Consider the following 25,286-nt stretch of genomic DNA (forward strand, 5'->3'; position numbering starts at 1 on the left):
CAAGGTTCTTCTGCAACAACGGGTTTCGGTGCGAGCGCACCGAAACCTTGCCGGCTAGTGCCTAGTTACCGGCCTTCTCGAAGCGGCGCAGCAATTCGTTGCCACGCGACACCGACGAATCGAGCGCCTGTTGCGGCGTCTTCTTCTCCGCCCAGACCTGTTCGAGTTCTTCGTCGATCACGGTGCGGATCTGCGGCATGTTGCCCAGACGCAGGCCCTTCGTGTACGGCAGGGGTGGCTTGTTGAGCATCTGCTTGATCGCGGTATCGCTGCCCGGATTCTTCTCGTAGAAGCCTTGTTGTTGCGTCAACTGGTACGCGGCGGTCGTGACCGGCAGATAGCCCGTGTCCTGATGCCACTTGGCGGCAACCGGCGCGGACGACAGATAGGACAGGAACTTCGCCACGCCCTTGTACACCGCCGGATCTTTACCCGAGAGCACCCACAGGCTGGCGCCACCGATGATCGCATTCTGCGGGGCACCCTTCACGCTCGCGTCGTACGGCATCATGCCGGTGCCGAAGTTGAACTTCGCGTACTTCTTGATCGTGGCGAGCGAGCCCGACGAGTTCGTGATGATCCCGCAGTCGCCGCTATAGAACTTCGACACCGGTTCGTCCTTGCGGCCAACGTAGGTGAAGGTGCCTTCCTTCTGCATGTTCTGCAGGAACTGGATGTGCGCGACCTGCAAGGGCTTGTTGAATTCGAGCTGAGCGTCGGCGCCGTCGAAACCATTGTTCTTCGACGCGAACGGCGCGCCATGCCAGGCGCTATAGTTTTCGAGTTGAATCCAGCTCTGCCAACCCGACGAATAACCGCACGCCATGCCCGACGCCTTCAGCTTCTGCGCATCCACCTGCAATTCGGCCCAGGTTTTCGGCGGTTGATTCGGATCGAGCCCGGCTTTCTTGAACGCGTCCTTGTTGTAGTACAACACCGGTGTCGAACTGTTGAACGGCATCGAGATCAGTTCGCCGGATTTGGCGTCGCTGTAGTAGCTGGCGATGGTCGGCACGAAGGCCTTTTCGTCGAGCGGCACGCCCGCTTGCCTGAACACTTCCGAAACCGGGATCACGGCTTTCTTCGCCTGCATCATGGTCGCGGTGCCGACCTCGTAGACCTGCAGAATCGCTGGCGCGTTGCCGCTACGATAAGCCGCGATGCCGGCCGCGAGGGTCTGGTCGTAGGTGCCTTTGAACACCGGGACGATCTTGTAGTCGCTTTGCGACGCGTTGAACGCGTTGGCGATATCGTTCAGACGCTCGCCGAGGGCGGCTTCCATGCCGTGCCAGAACTGGATTTCAGTGGCGGCTTGCGCGGCCTGGCTGATGCCGACACTCAATACGGCGGCAACGGAAAGTGAACGGAACAGCGGCTTGAAACTCATCGATTTGTCTCCTGTGTCGACCGGCGTTAACGTGTCGACCCGAGTTGGCGCCTGAGCGCTGACTCATGGTCCCGTGCTGACGCCGGTCCCATGCCACATGGTTGCTGACGGAACGGGCGCGAATGCGAATCGCGCGATTCTAGTTGTGTTCGATGACAGTCCGGCGTCGGTTGCCAGGCGTCGGCCCGCTTTTGACTGGCGCCGAATGCCGCAATTTAACATCGGCTGTCATGAAACGGAAACAATGCACGTCTGAAAGCGATGGTTTGCGCGAGGTCAAGGCAAAATGTCGACCGGCGAACATCGCTGTGAGCGCGTGGTCATCATGAACATCGAGAGGAGAAGACGGGTGCCGGGGCGATATTCGAATCCGGCGCGCACTATCACGATGTTCGTTAATCAGGATTCCCTATGCTTCGATCAATGCGATTTGCACTGGGTGGCGCTGTGATGGGCCTTGTGCTGGCCGGTTGCCCCTTGACACGTGTGGCGGCAGATAGCGGTGCGCTGCCGGTTGCCACGCTGCCGAAGATCGTCGCCCATCGCGGCGGCACCGGCGATGCGCCCGAGAACACGCTTGAAGCGATTCGCCAGTCGATCGCGCATCGCGCCGATGCCATGTGGCTCTCCGTTCAGTTGAGCAAGGACGGCGTGCCTGTCCTGTACCGTCCCGCCGACCTGTCGGCGTTGACTGATGCGACGGGCCCGGTTGCCGCGCACACCGCAGCGGAACTCGCGCGCGTGAATGCTGGCTGGACCTTCCGTCGTGGCGACACGTACCCGTATCGCGCGCAACCGGTGGGCATTCCAACCCTGCGTGACGCGCTTCGTGCGATCCCACCGGGCATGCCGGTCGTGCTGGATATGAAGGCAATGCCTGCGCAGCCGCAAACTCAGGCCGTAGCCCAGGTGCTAAGTGAGGAGAATGCGTGGTCGCGCGTCACGATCTATTCGACCGACGTGCAGTACCAGCAGAGCTTCGGCATTTATACGCAGGCACAGCTTTACGAGTCGCGCGACGCAACCCGTCAACGCTTGTTGAGCGTGCTGCTCAACCAGGGCTGCGTGGATGCTCCGGCGCAACACACATCGACGGCGTTCGAGATGCACCGGGCAGTCACGGTGGTCGAGCAGTTCACGTTGGGTGAGGGCCGTTCGGAAGTGACGGCGACCCTGTGGACGCCTGCTACCGTTGCCTGCTTCAGGCGGAACCCAGACGTGCGGATTCTCGCCCTCGGGGTGAATAGTGCAGCCGATTATCTGGCGGCGGCGTGCATGGGGATCGATTCGGTGCTGGCGGATTCTCCGCTGCAGATGGCCGCGATCAAGTACGGTACGGTCATGCCGTTGCGATGTGCCGCCCAAAACGCAACCGGGGCGTCGCAATAAAACAAAAAGCCCGCAGCGAGCGGGCTAATTGTTCTATCGAGATTCAGCGGCGGCTTTCAGCGCGTGGCCAATTACCGGCTCGCGCCGAGGCGAAGCCTCAAACGTTGAACAGGAAGTTCATCACGTCGCCATCGTGCACGACGTATTCCTTGCCTTCCGCGCGCATCTTGCCGGCTTCTTTCGCGCCCTGCTCACCCTTGTAAGTGATGAAGTCGTTGAAGGCGATCGTCTGCGCGCGAATGAAACCGCGCTCGAAGTCGGTGTGGATCGCACCGGCTGCCTGCGGCGCGGTATCGCCGATATGGATTGTCCATGCGCGCACTTCCTTCACGCCGGCGGTGAAGTAGGTTTGCAGACCCAGCAACTTGAAGCCTGCGCGAATCACGCGGTTCAGGCCCGGTTCTTCCATACCCATGTCGGCGAGGAACACTTCCATGTCCGCTTCTTCGAGGTCGGCGATCTCCGCTTCGATCGCCGCGCACACGGCGACGACCGGCGCGCCTTCGGCCGCCGCGAACTTCGTGACTGCGTCGAGGTGCGGGTTGTTCTCGAAACCGTCGTCCTTCACATTGGCGACGTACATGGTCGGCTTGGCGGTGATCAGGCAGAACGGCTTGAGCGTGGCCTTTTCCTCATCCGACAGGTCGAGCGCACGGACCGGCTTGGCCTGGTCGAGCTGCGCGCGCACTTTTTCCAGTACAGCGGCGTTCTTGATCGCTTCTTTGTCGTTACCGGACTTGGCGGCCTTCGAGTAGCGCGACAGCGCTTTTTCGACGGTCGCGAGGTCGGCCAGCGCCAACTCGGTGTTGATCACTTCGATATCCGACAGCGGATCGACCTTGTTCGCGACGTGGATCACGTTTTCGTCTTCGAAGCAGCGCACCACGTGCGTGATCGCGTCGGTTTCGCGGATGTTCGCGAGGAACTGGTTGCCGAGACCTTCGCCTTTGCTTGCACCGGCCACGAGGCCGGCGATGTCGACGAATTCCACCACGGCCGGCAGAATGCGCTCCGGCTTGACGATTTCGGCGAGCGCCTTCAGACGCGTATCCGGCACTTCGACGATGCCGACGTTCGGCTCGATCGTGCAGAACGGATAGTTTTCGGCGGCGATGCCCGCCTTGGTCAGCGCGTTGAACAGGGTGGACTTGCCGACGTTAGGCAGGCCGACGATGCCGCATTTGAGGCTCATGGAAATCCTTCAGTGAATCAGTAAGTTGCGTGATGCGCTCGACGCTGTGTGCAGGATTCGGAAAGCCTTCGCGTTGGGCGTGGCGAAGCGAGTGCAGCGGAGCGGGACAAGACACCAGATCGGGGCGTTGCCTCGACGATTCTGGGCGAGTTTTGTCACGGAAAGCGCAATTGTAACCCGTTCGGATGGGGTTCTTGATCTGCCTGCGGTAAAGCGGGGCGTACGATCCGTCCCCCGCAACCCCCGCGGCTATAATGCGCGGATGAACGCACACCACCAGACCTTTGATGCCGCCGTGATCGGTGGCGGGCTCGTCGGCAAGACCGCGGCGCTGGCGCTGACGCAAGGCGGACTGCGCGTGGCGCTGCTCGCGCAACCCTGCGCGGCCTTGGCGCCGGGCGCGATCTTCGACTCGCGGGTCTACGCACTGTCGTCGAGTTCGCAGGCTCTGCTGGAGCGCTTGCGGGTCTGGCAGGCGCTCGATCTGTCCAGGCTTGGGCCGGTCTACGACATGCGCGTCTATGGCGATGCGCATGCCGAACTCCATTTTTCGGCGTTTCAGGCGTCCGTGCCGCAACTGGCGTGGATCGTCGAGTCGTCGGTGATCGAGCGCGCGCTGGATGCCGCGCTGCGGTTCCAGCCGAATCTCACCTGGATCGACACGCGCGCGCAGGCGCTGGACTTCAGCGCCGACGGCGCGAGCGTCGGGCTTGCCAACGGCAACGTGCTCGAGGCCGATCTGGTGGTCGGCGCGGACGGGGCGCATTCGTGGGTGCGCGCGCAGATCGGCTCGAAGATGATCCGCCGCGACTATAAGCAAACCGGCGTGGTCGCGAATTTCAAGGCCGAGAAGCCGCATAGCGAGACCGCTTACCAATGGTTCAGGGACGGCGAAATCATCGCGTTGCTGCCGATGCCGGAGGGCCACGTGTCGCTGGTCTGGTCGGCGCGCACCGAGCACGCCGAGCAGCTGCTGGCGCTCGATCCGGCGCAACTCGCGGCTGAAGTCGAGCGCGTGACGGGTGAGCAGTTCGGCGCGCTGGAATGCGTAACGCCCGCACAAGGTTTCCCGCTCGCGCTGCAAACCGTCGACAAACTCGTGGCGCCGCACGTCGCGCTGGTCGGCGATGCCGCGCATCTGATTCACCCGTTGGCGGGCCAGGGCATGAACCTCGGTTTGCGCGATGTCGCGGCGCTTGCCGAGACGGTTGCCGGCAAGGAAGCATTCCGCGATCTCGGCGACATGGTGCTGCTGCGCCGTTACGAGCGTGCTCGCCGCGAAGATATCCGCGCGCTGATGATCGCCACCGACGGCCTGCAGAAGCTTTTCTCGGCGCCCGGTCCATTTGCCAAGGTGCTGCGCAATACCGGCATGGCGTTTGTCGGCGCGCAGCCGTTCATCAAGCGCTGGCTGGTGTCGGCCGCGCTGGGATAATGCGCTCGAGCCAGCATCCCTAGTCGGCGAGACGGGTATCATGAACGGATGGACGCCACGCTGGTCAGACCAGAAAAGTCCCCAAAACGCGCCATGCGCGCGATTGAACTCCAGGAATTCAGCATGAAAAAATCCTTCCGCATCGCGGCCGCTGCGCTCGCGATCGCTGCCGTGGCAATCGGCTGCTCCGCGCAGGCCGATCAAGCCACCGACAAGCTCAAAGCCACCCTGCAAACGCGCCTGACGGACGTGACGATCAAGAGCGTGACGAAGTCGCCGATTGCCGGCCTCTACGAAGTGAATCTCGGCACGCAGATCATCTATAGCGATGCGAACGGCGATTACCTCATGCTCGGCGATCTGGTCGACGCGAAGACCCGCAAGAATCTGACGGAAGCGCGTCTGGCGGAAACCAACCGCATCGACTTCGCGAGCCTGCCGTTCGCGAACGCCGTGAAGGTCGTGAAGGGCAACGGCGCGCGCAAGATCGCCGTGTTCTCCGATCCGAACTGCCCGTATTGCAAGCAGCTCGAGACCTCGCTCAAGTCGATCGATAACGTCACGGTCTATACCTTCCTGTACCCGGTGCTGTCGCCGGATTCGACCGCCAAGTCGAAGTCGATCTGGTGCTCGACCGACCGCGCGAAGGCGTGGGAATCGTGGATGCAGGATCATCAGGCACCCACGGCGGCCGGCACCTGCGATACCGCCGCGATCGACAAGAATCTGGCGCTCGGCCACGCGATGAACGTCGATGGCACGCCGACCGTGTTCCTCGCCGACGGCCGCCGCCTGCCCGGCGCCGTGCCGGCAGACCGGCTGGACAAGGAAATGTCCGCCGTGCACTGAGCACGCAGCATCCGTCGAAGAAAGGAGGCGCGCAGTGCGCCTCCTTTCACATCCAGCCCGACCATTCCCGCCAGAGAATTTCTAATCGCCGCCGATGAAGCCGATCCGCTACACCATCGTTCCGAAGCAACCCGCCGCCCACCTGTTCGAAGTCACCGTCACCGTTGCCGATCCCGATCCGGCCGGCCAGCGTTTCATGCTGCCGGTGTGGATTCCGGGCAGCTATATGGTGCGCGAATTCGCGCGCAATATCGTCACCTTGCGGGCCACCAATGACGCGGGCCGCAAGGTGCGCGTCGAAAAGACCGACAAGCACACGTGGCAGGCCGCGCCGGTCAAAGGCCCATTGACGCTGCGCTACGAGGTGTATGCATGGGATCTGTCGGTGCGCGCCGCGCATCTCGACGATACGACGGGCTTTTTCAACGGCACCAGCGTATTTCTGTCGCCGCTCGGTCACGAGGACGCGCAGTGCGTGGTCGATATCCAGAAGCCGGAAGGCGCGGCGTATCGCGACTGGCGTGTCGCTACCGCATTGCCGGAAGCGCGCGGCACGAAGCGCTACGGTTTCGGCGAGTATCGCGCGCAGAACTATGATGAGCTGATCGATCATCCGGTGACGTTGGGAGAGTTCGCGCTGGCGACGTTCAAGGCGCACGGCGTGCCGCACGACATCGTGATCGCGGGGCGCGTGATCGGGCTCGATATGGCGCGTCTGTCCGCCGACCTGAAGCGTATCTGCGAAGCGCAGATCGCGTTGTTCGAGCCGAAGTCGAAGAAAGCGCCCATGGATCGCTACGTGTTCATGACGCAGGCTGTCACTGATGGTTATGGCGGGCTGGAGCATCGCGCCTCGACGGCGCTGATCTGCAACCGCGGTGATCTGCCGGTGGAAGGCCGCGACGCGCTTACCGAAGGCTATCGAACCTACCTCGGCCTGTGCAGCCACGAATACTTCCACACCTGGAATGTGAAGCGCATCAAGCCGGCCGCGTTTGCGCCGTATGACCTGAGTGTCGAAAACTACACGTCGCTGCTGTGGCTGTTCGAAGGCTTCACGTCTTACTACGACGATCTGATCCTCGTGCGCAGCGGTCTGATCTCGCAAGACGACTATTTTGGCCTGCTCGGCAAGGTCGTCGGTGGCGTGCTGCGCGGCAGTGGCCGCCTGAGGCAGACGGTGGCCGAAAGCTCGTTCGACAGCTGGGTCAAATACTATCGGCAGGATGAAAACGCGCCGAACGCGATCGTCAGCTATTACACCAAGGGCTCGCTCGTCGCGCTTGCATTCGATCTGACGATTCGTACGCAGACGAACAACCGCAAATCGCTCGACGACGTGATGCGTCTGCTGTGGCAGCGCTTCGGGCGCGACTTCTATCGCGGCAAGCCCGTCGGTGTCGAGGAAGGCGAGATCGAGGCGATTTTTGCCGAAGCGACTGGCTTGCAGTTGGGTGAGTTGTTCGCCGAGGCCGTTCACGGTACGCGCGATCTGCCGCTCGACACGCTGCTCGCGCCGTTTGGCGTCACGCTTGCCGCCGATCTTGAGAAACACGGCAAGCCGTCGCTCGGTGCGCGCGTGCGCGGCGGCGCGGATTGCACGCTGGCGGCCGTTCACGACGGCAGCGCGGCGCAAAAAGCCGGCCTCTCGGCGGGCGACGTGCTGATCGCGCTCGACGGTCTGCGTGTAACCGGCTCGAATCTTGATTCGCTGCTGTCGCGCTATCTGCCGGGCGCCAAGGTGGAAGTCCACGCTTTCCGCCGTGACGAGCTGCGTACCACGCAAGTCAAGCTGGACGGCCCTGAGGCGGCGCGCTACAAGCTGACCGTCAGCGATAAACGGCCCGCCGCGCGCAAGGCGCGGGAGCGTTGGCTGGCAAGCTGATCGTAATCCGGACCGTTATTAATCGGCGGTTCAGAGCGGGGGATTGTTCTACCAGTGCAACAATCCTTCGCTGCCGGATGGCTTTTTCCCGGGCCGGTAAAAAATCACAATGGCTCCACTCGCGCAAAACTGCGCGCCCCAACTGGAGTCAACCATGACCACGATCCTGCAAATCAACTCGGCAGCCCGCTCGCAAGGCGCGAACTCGACGCTTCTCGTCAACGAACTGACCGCAAAGCTGCAACAATCGAATCCGGGCGCGCAAGTCGTCGTCCGTAACCTGCAAGCTGAACCGCTGCCGCATCTGGACGACGCCGTCCTCGGCGCGTTCTTTACGCCCGCTGACCAGCGTACGCCGGAACAAGCCGCGATCTCCGCACGCAGTGAAGCGTTGATCGCTGAACTGCAAGCCGCCGACATCGTCGTGATCGGCGCACCGATGTACAACTTCGGCATCTCGTCGCAACTGAAGACGTATTTCGACTTCATCGCACGCGCCGGTATCACGTTCCAGTACACGGCGAACGGTCCCGAAGGTCTCGTGAAGGGTAAGAAGGTGTTCGTGGTGTCGGCTCGCGGCGGCAAGTATCTGGGCACGCCGAACGACAGCCAAACGCCGTATCTGAAGAGCTTCCTCGGCTTCCTCGGCATGACCGATGTGAATTTCATCTACGCCGAAGGCCTGAACATGGGCCCGGAGGCTGCTACCGCCGCATTGGCCGGCGCGCGTGAAGCGATCGCTGCGGCTTAAGGTATGAGGTTTGTCTCGCGCGGCATGATTGCGGCGCGGGCGAATGAAAAAACGCCACGGGGTGTGATTCCGTGGCGTTTTTGTTTTTGCGGCTGAGATCTTTGCGCTCTGTGCTCGGCCTCGGGGCTCCAGCCTTTGCCAGGTGTCGGTGCATGTTGCGCGATGGGCGTTACGCCAGCATCTGCGCTTCGTCAGGCAAGCGCCAGTCGATCGGTTCGCGGCCGTGCTTCACGAGATACTCGTTCGCCGCCACAAAGTGCCCGCAGCCGAGAAAGCCGCGATGCGCCGACAGCGGCGACGGATGCGGCGCCTCCAGCACGTAATGCGACTTGCCGCCGAGTAGCGCGCGCTTGGCTTGCGCATGCGCGCCCCACAGCATGAACACGAGGCCGTCATGGCGCATGGCCAGCTCATGGATCAGCGTGTCGGTGCATTTCTCCCAGCCGCGTTTCGCGTGACTCGCGGCCGAATCGCGCTCGACGGTCAGCACGGTGTTCAACAGCAGCACGCCTTGCCTGGCCCATGTGTCGAGGCAGCCATGACGCGGCGGCTCGTGGCCGAGGCTGGCGGCGATTTCCTTGAAGATGTTGCGCAGCGACGGCGGCGTACGCACGTTCGGCGCGACTGAAAACGCCAGTCCGTGCGCTTGTGGCGTGCCGCGGTCCTCGCCGTGATACGGGTCCTGGCCGAGGATCACGACTTTGACTTCGTCGGGACTGGTGAGGCGCAGCGCCCTGAAGACGTCGGCGGGATAGACGGTTTTGCCGGCCGCGCGCTCGCCGTCGACGAAACGGCACAAGGGCGCGTAGGCGTCGCTTTCGATGAATGGTTTGAGGTGTGTGCGCCAAGCCGGGGGCAGGGCTGCGAATTGGGCTTCGAGCGTCGGCGGCGCGTCAGCGGTTTGCGCTTGCGGCGGCGTGGCCGCGGTGCTGGCCGGTGCGGCGGTGGCGTCGCCGAACAACGAGGCTTGCGACGAATTGGAGCGGGTGCGGGAAGCTGAGGTCATGGCGGGGAAGTGTCGCAGCAAATGTGGGCTGGCTCAAGGTGTGATTGCCGTGTGTGGGCAGTGTGTACCTTGCCGGCAGGCGAGCTCTTAAGCCGCCCGCAATTGATAGCCGCGCCGCGCCTTGCTGATGTTGTCCGGCGCAAGACCGGCGACCTGTTTGCCGAGTTCTTTCGCCAGCGCATGGAGCGCCGCTTCGTCGCCGGATTTCAGTTCGAGTTCGACTTCGGAAATCGGCGCGCGGCGCGTTTCGCCGTTTACCTCGGCGATAACGTCGCCTTGGTCGATCGCGGCTTCGACTGTCGAACCGTCCAGCGAGACATTCCACAGCGTGCGCGTGAAATTCGTGCGAAACAGTTCGATCAGTTCGGGTGCTGCCTGGCGCAGGGCTTCGGCGGCTGTCGGTTCGTCACATTCACGCAACAGCGCGTCGATTTCGAGTTTCTCGCCCGCCACCGGCATTTCCCATTCATGCCGGCTGTGCAGACCATCTTTGGCATTGCCCACCGTCTTGAACGTTTGCAGCCAGCCGTCCGGTGTATGCCGCAGCCGCAGCGCGCTTTTCGAGCTAGCTAGTGTCAGCGCTGGCGTGTCGAAGTAGATATTCGCCAGCTTGATCGGGCGGCCTTCGTCGCCGGTGCGCGCGACGAACCACTGCGTCGTCGCCGTCACCTGGCTCGCCGGGAGTGCCAGCTTGATTTCACGTTCCATGGCCATCGTGTGCTCCGCTGCGTCTGCTGAATGTTGGACCCGCGCTTAAAAAAACATCCGCGCAAGTTCCACGCCCGGCTCTTCCGCGCGCATGAACGCCTCGCCGACGAGGAACGTATGCACGTCCATCGCCCGCAGACGTTCGACATCGACGCGCGACAGAATGCCCGACTCCGTGACGACGATACGATCGTCAGGGATCGATTCGAGCATGCCAATGGTCGTGTCGATCGACGTTTCGAAGGTGCGCAGATTGCGGTTGTTGATGCCGATCAGCGGCGTTTTCAGCGTGAGCGCTTCCATCAGCTCATTGCTGTCATGCACTTCGACCAGCACCGCGAGGCCCAGTGAATGTGCGAGCGCTTCGAGATCCTGCATCTGTGAAGTTTCCAGCGCGGCGGCGATCAGCAGGATCGCGTCCGCCCCCATCGCGCGGGCTTCGACGATCTGGTACGGATCGACGATGAAGTCTTTGCGCAGCACCGGCAAACTGCAGGCGGCGCGCGCCTCTTCGAGATACGCAACGCTGCCTTGAAAAAATTGCACGTCGGTGAGCACGGACAGGCACGCCGCGCCGTGTTTTTCATACGAACGTGCAATGTCGGCAGGGACGAAGTTTTCGCGCAACACGCCTTTCGACGGACTCGCTTTCTTCACTTCGGAAATGACAGCGGCCAGACCGGCCGCATGTTTCGCGCGCAATGCGCCGACGAAATCACGGATGTCGCGCGACGAGGCTTCGAGGCGCAGTTCTTCGAGCGGCGCGCTCTGTTCGGCCGCGCGGACTTCTTCGCGTTTGACCGCGATGATGCGGTCGAGGATGTCGCTCATGAGTGTCTCGCTACGTAGTTACTGCTTGAATTGCTGGGTGAAGCGGATCAGGTCGTCGACCTTCGCCCGTGCCTTGCCGCTTGCGATCGCTTCGCGCGCCAACTGGATGCCGTCCGCAATCGACGCCGCCACGTTCGCCGAATAGAGGGCGGTGCCCGCGTTCAGCGTGACGATTTCACGCGCGACGCCCGGCTTGTTGTCGAGCGCTTCGAGCAGCATCACTTTGGACTCGGCCGCGTCGGCCACTTTTAGCGTACGGTTCGACACCATCTGCATGCCGAAGTCTTCCGGGTGGATTTCGTACTCGTGGATCTGGCCGTCGCGCAGCTCGCCGACTTGTGTGGCCGCGCCGAGCGAGACTTCGTCCATGCCATCCATACCGTACACCACCAGCACGTGCTTCGCGCCGAGGCGTTGCATCACGCGCACCTGAATGCCGACGAGGTCGGCGTGGAATACGCCCATCAGTTGGTTCGGCGCGCCGGCCGGATTGGTTAGTGGCCCGAGAATATTGAAGATGGTTCGCACGCCGAGTTCGCGGCGCACCGGCGCGATGTTTTTCATCGCCGGATGATGATTCGGCGCGAACATGAAGCCCATGCCGGTTTCCGCGATCGACGCCGCCACCTGATCCGGCTGCAGGTCGATATTCACGCCGAGTGCTTCGAGCACGTCCGCGCTGCCCGACTTGCTCGACACGCCGCGATTGCCGTGCTTCGCGACCTTGGCGCCGGCCGCGGCGGTAACGAACATCGTCGCCGTGGAAATATTGAAGGTGTGCGAGCCGTCGCCGCCGGTGCCGACGATATCGACGAAGTTCGAGTTGTCCTGCACCTCGACGTGCCGGGCAAATTCACGCATCACCGTGGCGGCGGCAGTGATTTCGCCGATGGTCTCTTTTTTGACGCGCAAGCCGGTGATGATCGCCGCCGACATTACGGGCGACAGTTCGCCGCGCATGATGAGGCGCATCAGGTGCAGCATTTCGTCGTGGAAAATTTCGCGGTGCTCGATCGTGCGTTGCAGCGCTTCCTGGGGCGTAATCGACATGATTTCGTCTCTCTTTATCAAGCGCTGCGGTGAGCGGTCTTAGACTGCTTCACGAAGTTTTCGAGCAAGGCGTGGCCGTGTTCGGACAGGATCGATTCCGGATGGAACTGCACGCCTTCAACGGCCAGTTCCTTGTGACGCACGCCCATGATTTCGCCGTCTTCGGTCCATGCGGACACTTCAAGGCAATCCGGCAGCGATTCGCGTTCGATCGCGAGCGAGTGGTAGCGCGTGACGACGAAATGCTTCGGCAGATCGGCGAATACGCCTTTGCAGTCCGTTTCGATCGTGCTCACCTTGCCGTGCATGATGGTTTGCGCGCGCACCACGCGGCCGCCGAAGGCTTCGCCGATCGCCTGATGGCCGAGGCAGACGCCCAGAATCGGCGTCTTGCCGGCGAATTCGCGCAGCACGTCGAGGGTGATGCCGGCGTGTTGCGGGTTGCTCGGGCCGGGCGAGAGGCAAATGCGCTCCGGGTTGAGCTTCGCAATTTCGTCCAGCGTGATTTCGTCGTTCCGATAGGTGCGCACGTCTTCGCCGAGTTCGCCGAAGTACTGCACCAGGTTGTAGGTGAACGAGTCGTAGTTGTCGATCATTAGCAGCATGGTGTGTCTCCGGTCAGAAGTCGCTATCGAGGCCGTCTTGAACCTGCTCGGCGGCGCGCAACACAGCGCGCGCCTTGTTCTCGGTCTCTTGCCATTCGGATTCCGGCACCGAATCCGCGACTACACCCGCTGCCGCCTGCACATACAGATTGCCGTTTGCGATCACGCCGGTACGGATCGTGATGGCCAGATCCATTTCGCCGGTGAACGACAGATAGCCGACGGCGCCGCCGTACAAGCCGCGTTTCACCGGTTCCAGTTCGTCGATCAGCTCCATCGCGCGAACCTTCGGCGCGCCGGACAGTGTGCCGGCCGGGAAAGTGGCGCGCAGCACGTCGAAATTGGTGGTGCCGGGTTTCAGCTTGCCTTCGACCGAACTCACGATGTGCTGCACATGCGAGTACTTTTCGATCACCATCTTGTCGGTGACGACCACCGAGCCGATTTGGGCGATGCGGCCCACGTCGTTACGCGCGAGGTCGATCAGCATGACGTGTTCGGCGATTTCCTTCGGGTCGTTCAGGAGTTCGGTGGCGAGCTCGGCGTCGCGTTCCGGTGTGTTGCCGCGCGGACGCGTGCCGGCGAGCGGTCGGATCGTCACGATCCGGTCCTCACCGCGCTTTTCCTGGCGCACCAGAATTTCCGGCGACGCACCGACCACGTGAAAGTCGCCGAAGTTGTAGTAGTACATATACGGCGACGGATTCAGCGAGCGCAGCGCGCGATACAGCGACAGCGGATTGTCGCGGTAAGGCTTGGTCAGACGCTGGCCGACCTGCACCTGCATCAGTTCGCCGGCGGCGATATATTCCTTCGCCTTGCGCACGGCGGCGAGGTAATCGTCTTTCGCGAATTCGCGGTAGGTCTCGGTGCGCACGCTGGCCGACGTGACCGGGGGCTGTACGGTCGAGCGCAAACGCTGGCGCAATTCACGCAGACGCTGCTTGGCTTTCGTGTATGCCTCAGGCTGCGTCGGGTCCGAGTACACCACGAGGTAGAGCTTGCCCGCGAGGTTATCGATCACCGCGACTTCTTCGGTCAGCAGCAATTGGATGTCCGGCAGGTTCAGGTCGTCTGGCGGCGCGGTGTGCGCGAGTTTTTTCTCGATGTAGCGCACCGCGTCATAGCCGAAATACCCAGCGAGACCGCCCGCGAAACGCGGCAAACCGGGGCGCTGCGCCACTTTGTAGCGCCCCTGGAATTGCTGGATGAACTCGAGCGGATCGCCCTCGTGCGTTTCGACGACTTTGCCGTCCCGCACCACTTCCGACACGCCGTTGCGGGTGCGCAGCAGCGTGCGCGCCGGCAGGCCGATGAACGAATAGCGGCCAAAACGCTCACCGCCCACCACCGATTCCAGCAGGAACGAGTTGGCGCCGTTGCGTTCGCTCTGCGCAAGCTTCAGGTACAGCGAGAGCGGCGTTTCGAGGTCGGCGAGCGCTTCGGCGATCAGCGGAATGCGGTTGAAACCCTCGTTGGCGAGGGACTGGAATTCGAGTTCGGTCATGTTCCGATCCTGTACGTACGTCAGACGGCACTATGCGTCAGACAAAGCGGGGGGCGGCGCGCCCGGTCGGGCGTTCGTTCGACGTTTCGATACGATGATACCGACCGGCGCGAGTTTCCCATCGACGCATGCAAGGGATTTCAGCGAACAGCGGTACTTTGTGGGTACACGAAGGCCGAATCAACCGATGCAGCGAAACAAGGTGATGGAAAAAACGCGTGAGCGCAGCGAAGTAAAAAACGGTTGCCGAAGACGAGCTTCAGCGTACCTCAGGTGAGGTTAGCGCGACCAGCGACGCCAGGGCCAGGCTCCCCGGTCGATGCTAATCAGACTCCGTTTTTTATTCAGAAACATGAGGATGAAGGACTTTTAAGTCGTGGAATGGTGCGCTGCGATCGCCTTGGCGGCATCGAGCAGCGAGGCAACTATACCATCGGATTTTATTTCTTGTATAGCTCGGCCGTGGTTGTAGCCGTACGGTAGAGTCAGCGTTGCCATGCCCGCCGCGCGGCCTGCCAGCGCATCGTTTTCCGAATCGCCGATGGCGACCGTGGCTTCCGGCGCGACGCCAAGCTGCGCGGCGGCGGTGAGCATCGGCAGCGGATCCGGTTTCTTTTTCGGCAGACTATCGCCGCCGAGCACGACGCTGAAATACTGGCTGAGCCCGTACTGCTTCAGCAATTCGACCGCGAAACGGTGCGGTTTGTTGGTGACGCAGGCGAGTTTGAGGCCGGCATCGCGCATGGCGCTGAGGCCGGCTTCGACCTCGGGGTACAACCGCGTATGCACGCCGTTGATCTTGGCGTATTCCGCCTGATAGATCGCGAGCGCTTCGTCGAAACGGTCCTGAGCGTGGTCCGTTTCGAAACGCTGCGCCAGCACACGGCGAATCAGATTTTCCGAGCCCTTGCCGATATAGCCGACCACTTCCTCCCGCGAGGTTTCCGCCGCGTCGAGTTGCGCAAGCATGCCGTTCAGGCCGGCGGTGAAATCGTCGGCGGTATCGATCATCGTGCCGTCCAGGTCGATGATCGCGGCTTGCAGGCGCGGGCCGGTGAAGGTCGGGGCAGGGAATGGAGTCGTCATCTTTAGTGCGTGCGGGATCCCGGGGATCGATCGGTGTCGGCGTCCGGTCAGTGCTCGATGTTGGCGAGCGCGGCGCGCATCTTGTCGATCACCACCTTGTGATCCGGCGCGCCGAAAATCGCCGAACCGGCCACGAATGTGTCTGCACCAGCCGCTGCGATTTCCGCGATGTTGTCGACCTTCACGCCGCCGTCTACTTCGAGATGAATCTCACGGCCGGTCTTTTCCTTGTAGGCGTCGATCCGCTTACGTGCTTCGCGCAACTTGACGAGCGCCTCGGGAATGAACGATTGGCCGCCGAAGCCCGGATTCACCGACATGATCAACACCAGATCGACCTTGTCCATCACGTAATCCAGATGATTCAGCGACGTGGCCGGATTGAACACGAGGCCGGCCTTGCAACCATGGTCGCGAATCAGCGACAGCGTGCGGTCGATATGGTCCGAGCCTTCCGGATGAAAACTGATCAGGTTCGCGCCGGCCTTGGCGAAGTCCGGCACGATGCGGTCGACCGGGCGCACCATCAGGTGCACGTCGATCGGCACGTTCACGTGCGGGCGGATCGCTTCGCACACGAGCGGGCCGATCGTCAGGTTCGGCACGTAGTGGTTGTCCATCACGTCGAAGTGAATCCAGTCGGCGCCGGCGGCGACAACGTTGCGGACTTCTTCGCCGAGGCGGGCGAAATCGGCGGACAGAATGCTGGGAGCGATGCGGAATTGCGTCATGGCGGGGGCGGATGCAAGCGGGAAAACGCTATTTTACCGTTTTGTGCGCTTCTGAACCGGTTTGCGGGTGGATTGAGGCCGATTTGAGGCCGGTTTGGGCGCGGCTCGGTAGAAGTGACAAAACGTCTTAGCTGCCCTTGGCCAGAGGGATTTGTCCGGTTGCGGGCGTGCCGCGCATCAAGCAGAATGCCAAACCATATGCACCGCTTCGCCAATTCGCCCGCAAACCTTTGGCGTTCGGGGCTTCCCGCGATTTTTCACACGCCGCTTCACCAGACCGGAATCAGGATGAGCCAGTACGAATTCAGCGTCTCGGCGCAGGTGCAGTTTTTGCCCGAAGAGTCGGACCCGGAGCGCCGCCAGTATGCGTTTGCATACACGCTGACCATCCGTAACAGCGGTCAGGTGCCCGCGCAGTTGATTGCGCGTCACTGGGTGATCACCGACAGCGAAAACAATGTGCAGGAAGTGAAAGGCCTGGGCGTAGTGGGGCATCAGCCGCTGCTCAAACCGGGCGAGCACTTCGAATATACGAGTTGGGCCGTCATCGCGACGCCCGTCGGCACCATGCGCGGCGACTATTTCTGCGTGGCGGAGGACGGCGAGCGTTTCGATGCACCCGTGCCCGAGTTCATTCTGCGGATGCCGCGTACTTTGCATTGAACCGAGTGCGTGACGCGAGGTCTTTAAAAGCGCTACGACGCAGCTTTACTGGGACTTTTTCTGCTTTTGCTGTTCATGGGTGGCGGCGCGCGCGGCCTTTTTCTTGCCGGACGACGTCCAGACAACAATAAAGACGAGCAGGAAGAGCGCGAGGAGCGATTCCAGCGCGAAGATGAGCATCGGGTATTCGTCGAACAGATCAGACATGGCGGTTTCCATCAAGAACGAACATTGTATGCGTTTTGTCCGCACGGCCGGAGCATGGCTCGGCGCGCTTTCGGTTGCGGTGATGCTGGCTTCCTGCGGAGGCGGCGGTGCAGTCCGGCCTTCGGTTTCGCCGCCCACGGGTGCGGCGATCATACCTGGGCAGATCGCCGCAACACGGCTCACCGCCGTAGCCTGGCAGCAGGTGCCAGGGTGGCAGGACGATTCGCTGATCGGCGCAACGGCCGCGTTGCGGCAAAACTGCCTGAGGCTTGCCCGTCAACCGAATTGGGCCCGCGCATGCGCGGCGGCTTCGCAGATCGACGATCTGGATGTCATCAGTGCGCGGGCATTTTTCGAGGCGTATTTCACGCCGTTCCAGCTAGCCAATAACGACGGCACGCTCGACGGCCTTGTCACCGGCTACTACGAGCCGTTGCTGCGGGGCTCGCGTACGCGGCATGGCGTATATCAGACGGCGCTGTACCGCTGGCCATCCGGCTATCGCGCGGGTGCACCGCTGCCCGCGCGTGCGCAACTCGAGCGAGCAGGCGTGCTCAATGGTAATGAACTCGTGTGGGTCGACGATCCGATCGAAGCGTTCTTCCTGCAAGTGCAGGGCTCCGGGCGCGTCGTGATGGAAGACGGCAGCGTGATGCGGGTGGGATTCGGCGGCACCAACAATCAACCGTACAAGTCGATTGGGCGTTGGCTGCTCGATCGCGGTGAATTGACGCCGGCGCAGGCGACCATGCAAGGCATCAAGGCATGGGCACGCGCGAACCCGGCGCGGGTCGACGCGTTGCTCGATACGAATCCACGCTTCGTGTTCTTCCGCGAGATGCCGTCCGGTGAGAGTGTGCCGAGCGGCGGGGCGGATGGTCCGATTGGTGCGCTAGGCGTGCCGTTGACACCGGAGCGATCGATTGCGGTGGATCCGGCTTCGATTCCGCTGGGTACGCCGGTGTTCTTGCAGACCACACGTCCGTTGACGAACTCGCCGATGAATCGTCTCGTCTTTGCGCAGGACACGGGTTCCGCAATCAAGGGCGGCGTGCGCGCGGACTACTTCTGGGGTCTCGGCGACGATGCCGGCGATCTGGCCGGCAAGATGAAGCAGGGTGGCCGGATGTGGTTGCTGTTGCCGAATTCGTGAGGGTTTGGCGGGGCGGTGGCGGTTTTTTCTGAGCCCTGAGCCCTGATTCCTGGTTTGATAACGGCGCTGACACCGATCAGTGCCGTTATCAGGCATCAACATTTGGCGCTTCGCTCAAAGCCCCGACTTCCGCTTGTCCACCACTCGCCGTGCTTTGCCTACCGAACGCTCGATGCCGTTCACGCCCAGCACGTTCACGATTGCGCTGACGCCAATCAGCGCCTTGATGTCGTACGTCAGTGCCTGTTTTGCCGTGGTCAGCGCGGCAGCATCCGGCGCTGATTCCGGGCAGGGCTCGACGTTCAACGTCAATACATCGAGCGGTCCTTCCTTCGTCAGCACGATTTGATAGTGTGGCGCGAGGGCGCGTTGCTTGAGCAGCAATTCTTCGATCTGCGTTGGGAACACGTTGACGCCGCGCACGATCATCATGTCGTCTGAACGGCCTGTGATTTTTTCCATCCGGCGCATGGTGCGTGCGCTGCCTGGCAGGAGGCGCGTCAGATCGCGCGTTCGGTATCGGACGATCGGCAATGCTTCCTTGGTCAACGAGGTGAATACCAGCTCGCCGAGCTCGCCATCCGGCAGTACTTCGCCGGTTTCGGGGTCGATGATCTCGGGGTAGAAATGGTCCTCCCAGATGGTTGGGCCGTCTTTAGTCTCGACGCATTCCGAGGCGACACCGGGTCCCATCACTTCAGACAGACCGTAGATATCCACAGCGTCAATACCCATGCGCTTTTCGATCGCCTGGCGCATGTCGTTGGTCCAGGGTTCCGCACCGAAGATGCCGATACGCAGCGAGCAATTCGCCGGATCGACGCCTTGCCGTTCGAGTTCGTCGGCGATGGACAACATATAGCTCGGCGTCACCATGATGATGTCGGGCCGGAAGTCCTGAATCAGTTGCACCTGCTTTTCTGTCTGACCACCGCCGAACGGGATCACCGTCAGCCCTGCGCGCTCGGCGCCGTAGTGTGCGCCGAGGCCGCCTGTGAATAAACCGTAGCCGTAGCTCACGTGAACCTTGTCACCGCGTTTCGCGCCAGCGGCACGGACCGAACGTGCGACGAGATTCGCCCACGTATCGATATCGCGCGCCGTGTAGCCAACCACCGTCGGTTTGCCCGTGGTCCCGGACGACGCGTGGATCCGCGAGATCTGTTCCTGCGGCACCGCGAACATACCGAACGGGTAGCTGTCGCGCAGATCCTTCTTGGTGGTGAACGGGAAGCGCGCCAGGTCCGCGAGGGTCTTCACTTCGCTCGGGTGGACGCCGGCCTCATCGAATTTTTTCCGATAGACGGGTGAATTCTCGTAAGCGTGGTTCAGCGACCATTTGAGCCGTTCGAGTTGGAGCGCGGCGAGCTCGTCGCGGCTGGCTGTCTCGATGGGATCGAGCGGAAGGGCGGTGGTCATCGAATGTCTCCTTGCTGCCTCAATGCTTGGGTCTGGGGTGCGGTGCGCTTTCGCGCAAAAACCGGGGACTCGCTGCTATCTACTATCTATTCAGGTGCTGCCAATGTGCCGCGAACAGGTCGCGGCTCCGCTGTTCAATCTACTGTTCGATCACCGGTAGGAATCAGGTTGCCTTTGATCTGGGCAGATTTGCCGCGAAACATCGCGACGGTTTCCTCTGCGCGATTCGTGACGCGAATATCGTAAATGCCGGTGCGGCCGCTCAGCGTTTGTTCGACTGCTTCAGCCGTCAACACGTCGCCGCCTCGTACGGGCCGCAGGAACTCGATCGAGCAGCCCGCTGCAACCGTGTTGATGTTGTACGTGTTGCAGGCAAAAGCGAATGTCGAATCAGCGAGCGTGAAAATCAGGCCGCCGTGGCAAATCTGATGGCCGTTCAGGAAGTCGTCGCGCACAGCCATGCGCAGGCGCGCGTACCCTGGGCGTACTTCTACGATTTCGAGGCCGAGCGCCCGGCTGCACGCGTCGTTCTCGTACATGGCGGCCGCGGTTGCGCGAGCGAGTTCGTCAGGTGTCATTTGGGCGGGGTGATTTGGTTGCGTGGACATATCAGCGACCCTCGAAGCGCGGCGCGCGTTTTTCCACGAACGCTTGCACACCTTCCGCGTAATCGTGCGAAGCACCGAGTTCGCGTTGCAGATCGCGTTCGAGATCGAGCTGCTGATCCAGCGTTTGTGTCGCACCAGTGCGCATTGCCTGCTTGATCGCGGCGATGGCGCGCGTGGGTTGATGCGCGAGTTGTGCCGCAAGTTTGTTTGCTGTGGCGGCCAGTTCGGTGTCATCGACCGCTTGCCAGATCAGCCCCCAGCTTTCGGCTTTTTCCGCACCCAGTTTGTCGCCGGTGATGGCGAGGCCCAGGGCGCGGGCCATGCCGACGCGTTGCGGCAGGAACCACGTGCCACCCGAGTCCGGCACGAGGCCGATCTTGACGAATGCCTGAATGAAATTAGCCGAACGTGCGGCCAGCACGAGATCGCAAGCCAGCGCGAGATTGGCGCCGGCGCCGGCGGCCGTGCCGTTGACCGCGGCAATCACGGGCAACGGTAATGCTTGCAGGCGGCGAATCAGCGGATTGAAATATGCGTCGATCAGTTCGCCCAGATCGGTCATTGCGCCCGGCGTGAAGTCGAGATCGGCGAGATCCTGTCCCGCGCAGAAGCCGCGGCCAGCACCGGTCAGCACGAGGGCGCGGACGCCGGATGCTTCGACCTGGTCGAGTGCGGTGCTCAATTCCTGGTGCATCGCGCGCGTAAAGCTGTTGAGCTTGTCCGGGCGGCTCAATGTGATGGTCGCGACGCGGCTCGATGTATCGATGTCGACGCGAATCGCTTCATATGACATTGGGTGTCTCCTCAAAGTCTTTTTGACCGGTGGGGCGGCCTATGCGGCGTTAGTGTCAGAGCCGTTCGATCACCAATGCGATGCCTTGGCCCACGCCAATACACATCGTGCACAGCGCGAAGCGGCCATTGATTCGTTCAAGCTGATAAAGCGCTGTGGTAACCAAACGCGCGCCCGAAGCGCCGAGCGGGTGACCGAGCGCAATCGCTCCGCCATTCGGATTGACGCGTGGATCGTCGTCGCGCAGACCGAGCGTGCGCAAAACCGCCAGCCCCTGCGATGCAAAGGCTTCGTTCAACTCGATCACGTCGAACTGATCGAGTGTCATGTTCAGTTGCTTCAACAGCTTTTGCGTGGCCGGCGCCGGGCCGATGCCCATGATGCGCGGCTCCACGCCCGCCGTCGCCATGCCCACCACTCGTGCGCGGCGACGCAAACCGTATTGTTCGATGGCATCCTGATTTGCGAGCAGCAGTGCGCATGCACCGTCGTTCACGCCCGATGCATTGCCGGCGGTCACGCTGCCGTCGGGGCGGACCACGCCTTTGAGCTTGGCCAGGCTTTCGAGCGACGTTTCGCGCGGATGCTCGTCGAGCGTCACGCGGATGGGATCGCCTTTCTTCTGCGCGATTTCAACGCCGACAATTTCCTGAGCAAGCGTGCCGTCGCGCTGCGCGCGAGCTGCCTTTTGCTGGCTCGCCAGAGCGAAGGCGTCCTGATCCGCACGACTAATGCCAAACTCGACGGCCACGTTTTCCGCGGTCTCCGGCATCGAATCGACACCGTATTGACGCTTCATCAACGGATTGATGAAACGCCAGCCGATGGTCGTGTCATAAATATCGGCTTGCCGTGAAAATGCGCTGGTGGCCTTGCCCATCACGAACGGCGCACGCGTCATGCTTTCGACGCCGCCTGCAATCATCAGCCGCGCTTCGCCGGCCTTGATGGCGCGCGCCGCGGTGCCGACCGCGTCCATACCCGAGCCGCACAGACGGTTGAGGGTCGTACCGGACGCGTTCGTAGGCAAGCCGGCCAGCAAAGCAGCCATGCGGGCCACGTTGCGGTTGTCGTCACCGGCCTGATTGGCGCAGCCATAGATCACATCGTCGAGGGCCTGCCAGTCGACACTGGCATTGCGTTCGATCAACGCCTTGATCGGTACCGCACCGAGGTCGTCGGCACGGACATCCTTCAGGGCGCCGCCGTAGCGGCCGATTGGGGTGCGAATCGCGTCGCAAATGAAGGCGTCGTTCATGTGGGTTCCTGCTGGGAGGGACCGGCGGGACATACCGATCCGATGTCTCATGTTAGTTGCGGCGCACGGCTCGGTCCATTCGGCCAAACGGCATAGGACGAAAGCCGTGCTTTTGTCTTATGCCATTCAGCCAGCTACCGCCGGTGCTGCTTTCGGTTCAACATGAACGCGACTTTGAACAACGCGGAAGCGGTTCGCGACAAAAGCTGCGTCGGCCAGCGCGGCATTTGCCGCCGGGTTTGCGCCCGTGCCGTGGAAGTCGGAGAAGGCCGCCGATTGATTGACGAATACGCCGCCCGTCAAATTGATCGAGAGGGCTACGCCGCCGCGGATCGATGTTTCGTGCGCCTCTTCGAGCACGGCTTCATTCGTGCTGTAAACCGACAGCGTCAGCGCGCCATGTTCGGCGGCGATTGCGCCAGCAAGGTCGAGCGACTGCGCTGTCGAGTCCGTTGCGATCACGAATGAGATCGGACCGAACCATTCTTTGGTGAACTGTGCGTGGTCGGTAGCGGCATCCAGTTGGAGAACGAGCGGCGTGCGTACGCGGGCACCGGCAAAAGCGGGATGTTCCAGCGTTTGGCTTTCTACTAGAACGCGGCCGAGCTTGCTGGCTTCCTCAATGCGTTGAGCGACACCTTCGTTCTGGATCGCGCCAAGCAGTTCAACGGCGCGAGCCGGGTCTGCGACCAGTTTTTGCACGGCGCCGGCGATGGTCTGAGCGACTTCGTCGAAGCCGAGCGTGCCGTCAGCGGTGCGGATACCGTCGCGCGGCACATAGATGTTTTGCGGCGCGGTACACATTTGTCCCGAGTACAGCGCGAGCGAGAAGGCGATATTGCGAGCGGCGGCTTTGATGTCGTCGACCGAGTCAATCACGATCTGGTTGACACCGGCTTTTTCGGTGTAGACCTGAGCCTGGTGTGCATTGCGTTCGAGCCAGGTGCCGTTCTGCGTGCTGCCCGTGAAATCGATCAATTTGATTTCAGGGCGCAGAGCCAGGTCCTGAACCAGCGCGCCGTCGTTCGGTTCAGTGGCCAACAGCGTAACAACGTTCGGATCGAATCCGGCTTCGCGCAGCACTTCGCGCGCGATGCGCACGGTCAGCGCGAGCGGCAGAATTGCACCCGGATGCGGCTTCACGATAACAGTGTTGCCGGTGGCCAGATCGGCGAAGAGGCCCGGATAGCCGTTCCACGTCGGGAAGGTGCAGCAGCCGAGCACGAGGCCGGTGCCGCGCGGCACAACAATGTAGCGCTTGTGCATCGCGAGCGGCGGATTTTTGCCTTGTGGTTTTTCCCAGTGAGCGTCGGCGGGAATGCGGCGGAGCTGGTCCCATGCGTACACAACCGCCTCGAGCGCACGGTCTTGCGCGTGCGGGCCGCCGGCCTGGAAGGCCATCATGAACGCCTGACCGGTCGTGTGCATCACGCTGTAGCCGATCTCGAAACTGGCGCGATTCACGCGCGCGAGGATTTCGAGGCACACACCGATCCACGCTTGCGGGCCGGCTGCGCGCCAGTCGCGCTGTGCAACTGCTGCGGCGGAGATCAGCGCGTCGGGATTGGCCTTCGGATAGCGTACGCCGAGCGGAAACCCGAACGGCGAGATTTCGGCGCCGACCGTTTCTCCAGTTGACGGCTGGTCCAGTTCGAACGCCTTGTTCAGATGCGCCTTGAATGCGGCTTCGCCGTCGGCATTAGCTGTTTCCCCGTACACTTTCGGACTGGGCATCTCGACGAACGGACTCCAGTAGCCGCGCGTTTCAACCGCGGTAAGTGCCTTTTGCAGCGTGTCTTCGTGCTTGGTGAATAGCGGATGTGTCATGGCAGAGGGGCTTGGCTGTACGTTGGGAAAAGCCTGTCGAATAATTGACCGACCGGTTGGTTGGTGAATGGTAGCATTACTGAGACAGCCGCGCGAAGCGTTTTTTGCGCGCCACTAACTATTAGGAGGCAACATGGCTTACGAAAACATTCTGGTTGAGACGCGCGGACGGGTCGGGTTGGTCACGTTAAATCGCCCGAAGGCGTTGAACGCACTGAACGACGCGTTGATGGACGAACTGGGTACAGCGCTACGTGAATTCGATGCCGACGACGCGATTGGTGCGATCGTGGTGACAGGCAGCGAGAAAGCGTTCGCCGCTGGAGCCGACATCGGCATGATGGCGACCTACACCTATATGGACGTCTACAAAGGCGATTACATCACTCGCAACTGGGAAGCGGTGCGCTCCATCCGCAAGCCGATTATTGCTGCAGTGGCGGGATTTGCGCTTGGGGGCGGCTGCGAACTGGCAATGATGTGCGACATTATTCTCGCCGCCGATACAGCGAAATTCGGCCAGCCGGAAATCAAGCTCGGTGTCATGCCGGGCGCCGGTGGCACACAACGGCTCCCGCGCGCAGTCTCCAAGGCGAAAGCGATGGACCTCTGTCTGACCGCCCGCTTCATGGACGCTGCGGAGGCCGAACGCGCGGGATTGGTCTCGCGGGTGATTCCCGCTGCTTCCCTGCTTGATGAGGCGGTGGCTGCGGCCGCGACCATCGCTGAATTCCCGTTACCGGCGGTGATGATGATCAAGGAGTCGGTTAACCGTGCATACGAAACGACGCTCGCGGAGGGTGTGCATTTCGAACGCCGCCTCTTCCATTCGCTCTTCGCTACTGAGGATCAGAAGGAGGGGATGGCTGCGTTCGTTGAGAAGCGCAAACCGGTTTTCAAGCATCGGTAATACGCTTGTCAAAATAACGCTTGCAAGGGTGAGTGT

At 61.9% G+C, this 25,286-nt stretch carries 24 protein-coding genes; 8 read left to right on the forward strand and 16 right to left on the reverse strand.

Going from position 1 to position 25,286, the window contains the following annotated elements:
• Positions 1–61: 61 nt before the first annotated feature.
• A complete protein-coding gene (gene ugpB / locus PQQ95_RS25250) occupies positions 62–1,387 on the reverse strand; it encodes a sn-glycerol-3-phosphate ABC transporter substrate-binding protein UgpB (protein WP_408441995.1) in 1,326 nt (441 codons plus the stop codon).
• Positions 1,388–1,798: 411 nt separating this feature from the next.
• On the opposite strand from ugpB, the gene PQQ95_RS25255 reads away from it, so the two are divergent.
• Positions 1,799–2,776, forward strand: coding sequence for a glycerophosphodiester phosphodiesterase family protein (locus tag PQQ95_RS25255; protein ID WP_408441998.1), 978 nt, complete (start codon positions 1,799–1,801; stop codon positions 2,774–2,776).
• Between the two features lie 97 nt (positions 2,777–2,873).
• Here PQQ95_RS25255 and ychF read toward each other — a convergent pair whose 3' ends face one another.
• A complete protein-coding gene (ychF, locus tag PQQ95_RS25260; protein ID WP_408442002.1) occupies positions 2,874–3,968 on the reverse strand; it encodes a redox-regulated ATPase YchF in 1,095 nt (364 codons plus the stop codon).
• 262 nt (positions 3,969–4,230) lie between these two features.
• Here ychF and PQQ95_RS25265 point away from each other — a divergent pair, with 262 nt between their 5' ends.
• The 4 genes from PQQ95_RS25265 (at position 4,231) to PQQ95_RS25280 (ending at position 8,888) form a co-directional block, all read left to right on the forward strand.
• The gene (locus PQQ95_RS25265) at positions 4,231–5,403 is read left to right on the forward strand and encodes a UbiH/UbiF family hydroxylase (protein ID WP_408442005.1); all 1,173 of its coding nucleotides are present in this window, start codon (positions 4,231–4,233) and stop codon (positions 5,401–5,403) included.
• 123 nt (positions 5,404–5,526) lie between these two features.
• Positions 5,527–6,252, forward strand: a complete 726-nt coding sequence (locus tag PQQ95_RS25270; RefSeq protein WP_408442007.1) for a DsbC family protein — start codon at positions 5,527–5,529, stop codon at positions 6,250–6,252.
• A 94-nt stretch (positions 6,253–6,346) separates the two neighbouring features.
• Positions 6,347–8,137, forward strand: a complete 1,791-nt coding sequence (locus tag PQQ95_RS25275; RefSeq protein ID WP_408442010.1) for a M61 family metallopeptidase — start codon at positions 6,347–6,349, stop codon at positions 8,135–8,137.
• Between the two features lie 154 nt (positions 8,138–8,291).
• Positions 8,292–8,888 (forward strand): FMN-dependent NADH-azoreductase, encoded by a 597-nt coding sequence (locus PQQ95_RS25280; protein WP_408442013.1) that lies wholly within the window; start codon positions 8,292–8,294, stop codon positions 8,886–8,888.
• Between the two features lie 169 nt (positions 8,889–9,057).
• On the opposite strand, the gene PQQ95_RS25285 is transcribed toward PQQ95_RS25280, so the two are convergent.
• The 8 genes from PQQ95_RS25285 to rpe all read right to left on the reverse strand — a co-directional run bounded on the left by PQQ95_RS25285 (position 9,058) and on the right by rpe (position 16,412).
• On the reverse strand, positions 9,058–9,894 hold the full coding sequence (locus PQQ95_RS25285; protein ID WP_408442015.1) for a uracil-DNA glycosylase: 837 nt from the start codon (positions 9,892–9,894) through the stop codon (positions 9,058–9,060).
• Positions 9,895–9,981: 87 nt separating this feature from the next.
• Positions 9,982–10,608: a CYTH domain-containing protein gene (locus tag PQQ95_RS25290; protein WP_408442017.1), complete on the reverse strand. Its 627-nt coding sequence runs from the start codon at positions 10,606–10,608 to the stop codon at positions 9,982–9,984.
• A gap of 39 nt (positions 10,609–10,647) precedes the next feature.
• On the reverse strand, positions 10,648–11,433 hold the full coding sequence (trpC, locus tag PQQ95_RS25295; protein ID WP_408442020.1) for an indole-3-glycerol phosphate synthase TrpC: 786 nt from the start codon (positions 11,431–11,433) through the stop codon (positions 10,648–10,650).
• Between the two features lie 18 nt (positions 11,434–11,451).
• Positions 11,452–12,483, reverse strand: a complete 1,032-nt coding sequence (gene trpD, locus PQQ95_RS25300) for an anthranilate phosphoribosyltransferase (protein WP_408442023.1) — start codon at positions 12,481–12,483, stop codon at positions 11,452–11,454.
• A gap of 17 nt (positions 12,484–12,500) precedes the next feature.
• Positions 12,501–13,088: an aminodeoxychorismate/anthranilate synthase component II gene (locus PQQ95_RS25305; RefSeq protein ID WP_408442026.1), complete on the reverse strand. Its 588-nt coding sequence runs from the start codon at positions 13,086–13,088 to the stop codon at positions 12,501–12,503.
• A gap of 13 nt (positions 13,089–13,101) precedes the next feature.
• Positions 13,102–14,595 carry an anthranilate synthase component I gene (gene trpE, locus PQQ95_RS25310; RefSeq protein ID WP_408442029.1) on the reverse strand — a complete coding sequence of 498 codons (1,494 nt, stop codon included), beginning with the start codon at positions 14,593–14,595 and terminating at the stop codon, positions 13,102–13,104.
• Between the two features lie 369 nt (positions 14,596–14,964).
• Positions 14,965–15,681: a phosphoglycolate phosphatase gene (locus PQQ95_RS25315; protein WP_408442031.1), complete on the reverse strand. Its 717-nt coding sequence runs from the start codon at positions 15,679–15,681 to the stop codon at positions 14,965–14,967.
• A gap of 47 nt (positions 15,682–15,728) precedes the next feature.
• Positions 15,729–16,412 carry a ribulose-phosphate 3-epimerase gene (rpe, locus tag PQQ95_RS25320; RefSeq protein ID WP_408442034.1) on the reverse strand — a complete coding sequence of 228 codons (684 nt, stop codon included), beginning with the start codon at positions 16,410–16,412 and terminating at the stop codon, positions 15,729–15,731.
• 288 nt (positions 16,413–16,700) lie between these two features.
• On the opposite strand from rpe, the gene apaG reads away from it, so the two are divergent.
• Positions 16,701–17,075, forward strand: a complete 375-nt coding sequence (apaG, locus tag PQQ95_RS25325) for a Co2+/Mg2+ efflux facilitator ApaG/CorD (protein ID WP_054036748.1) — start codon at positions 16,701–16,703, stop codon at positions 17,073–17,075.
• Positions 17,076–17,120: 45 nt separating this feature from the next.
• Here apaG and PQQ95_RS25330 read toward each other — a convergent pair whose 3' ends face one another.
• Complete coding sequence (locus PQQ95_RS25330; protein ID WP_408442037.1) at positions 17,121–17,282, reverse strand: hypothetical protein; 162 nt, start codon at positions 17,280–17,282, stop codon at positions 17,121–17,123.
• Between the two features lie 28 nt (positions 17,283–17,310).
• On the opposite strand from PQQ95_RS25330, the gene mltA reads away from it, so the two are divergent.
• Positions 17,311–18,435 carry a murein transglycosylase A gene (gene mltA / locus PQQ95_RS25335; protein WP_408442039.1) on the forward strand — a complete coding sequence of 375 codons (1,125 nt, stop codon included), beginning with the start codon at positions 17,311–17,313 and terminating at the stop codon, positions 18,433–18,435.
• Positions 18,436–18,549: 114 nt separating this feature from the next.
• Here the strand turns inward: mltA and paaK are convergent, their stop codons facing one another.
• The 5 genes from paaK to paaN all read right to left on the reverse strand — a co-directional run bounded on the left by paaK (position 18,550) and on the right by paaN (position 24,340).
• Positions 18,550–19,854, reverse strand: a complete 1,305-nt coding sequence (gene paaK / locus PQQ95_RS25340) for a phenylacetate--CoA ligase PaaK (protein ID WP_408442042.1) — start codon at positions 19,852–19,854, stop codon at positions 18,550–18,552.
• A gap of 134 nt (positions 19,855–19,988) precedes the next feature.
• The gene (paaI, locus tag PQQ95_RS25345; protein ID WP_408442045.1) at positions 19,989–20,462 is read right to left on the reverse strand and encodes a hydroxyphenylacetyl-CoA thioesterase PaaI; all 474 of its coding nucleotides are present in this window, start codon (positions 20,460–20,462) and stop codon (positions 19,989–19,991) included.
• Position 20,463: 1 nt separating this feature from the next.
• Positions 20,464–21,255, reverse strand: a complete 792-nt coding sequence (paaG, locus tag PQQ95_RS25350) for a 2-(1,2-epoxy-1,2-dihydrophenyl)acetyl-CoA isomerase PaaG (protein ID WP_408442047.1) — start codon at positions 21,253–21,255, stop codon at positions 20,464–20,466.
• A 55-nt stretch (positions 21,256–21,310) separates the two neighbouring features.
• The gene (pcaF, locus tag PQQ95_RS25355; protein WP_408442048.1) at positions 21,311–22,513 is read right to left on the reverse strand and encodes a 3-oxoadipyl-CoA thiolase; all 1,203 of its coding nucleotides are present in this window, start codon (positions 22,511–22,513) and stop codon (positions 21,311–21,313) included.
• A gap of 126 nt (positions 22,514–22,639) precedes the next feature.
• The gene (gene paaN, locus PQQ95_RS25360; protein WP_408442050.1) at positions 22,640–24,340 is read right to left on the reverse strand and encodes a phenylacetic acid degradation protein PaaN; all 1,701 of its coding nucleotides are present in this window, start codon (positions 24,338–24,340) and stop codon (positions 22,640–22,642) included.
• A gap of 133 nt (positions 24,341–24,473) precedes the next feature.
• On the opposite strand from paaN, the gene PQQ95_RS25365 reads away from it, so the two are divergent.
• Positions 24,474–25,250 carry an enoyl-CoA hydratase gene (locus PQQ95_RS25365; RefSeq protein ID WP_408442053.1) on the forward strand — a complete coding sequence of 259 codons (777 nt, stop codon included), beginning with the start codon at positions 24,474–24,476 and terminating at the stop codon, positions 25,248–25,250.
• The last annotated feature ends 36 nt before the right edge of the window (positions 25,251–25,286 follow it).

The sequence above is a fragment of the Paraburkholderia caffeinilytica genome (genome assembly GCF_046030355.1).
Taxonomy (GTDB): domain Bacteria; phylum Pseudomonadota; class Gammaproteobacteria; order Burkholderiales; family Burkholderiaceae; genus Paraburkholderia; species Paraburkholderia caffeinilytica_B.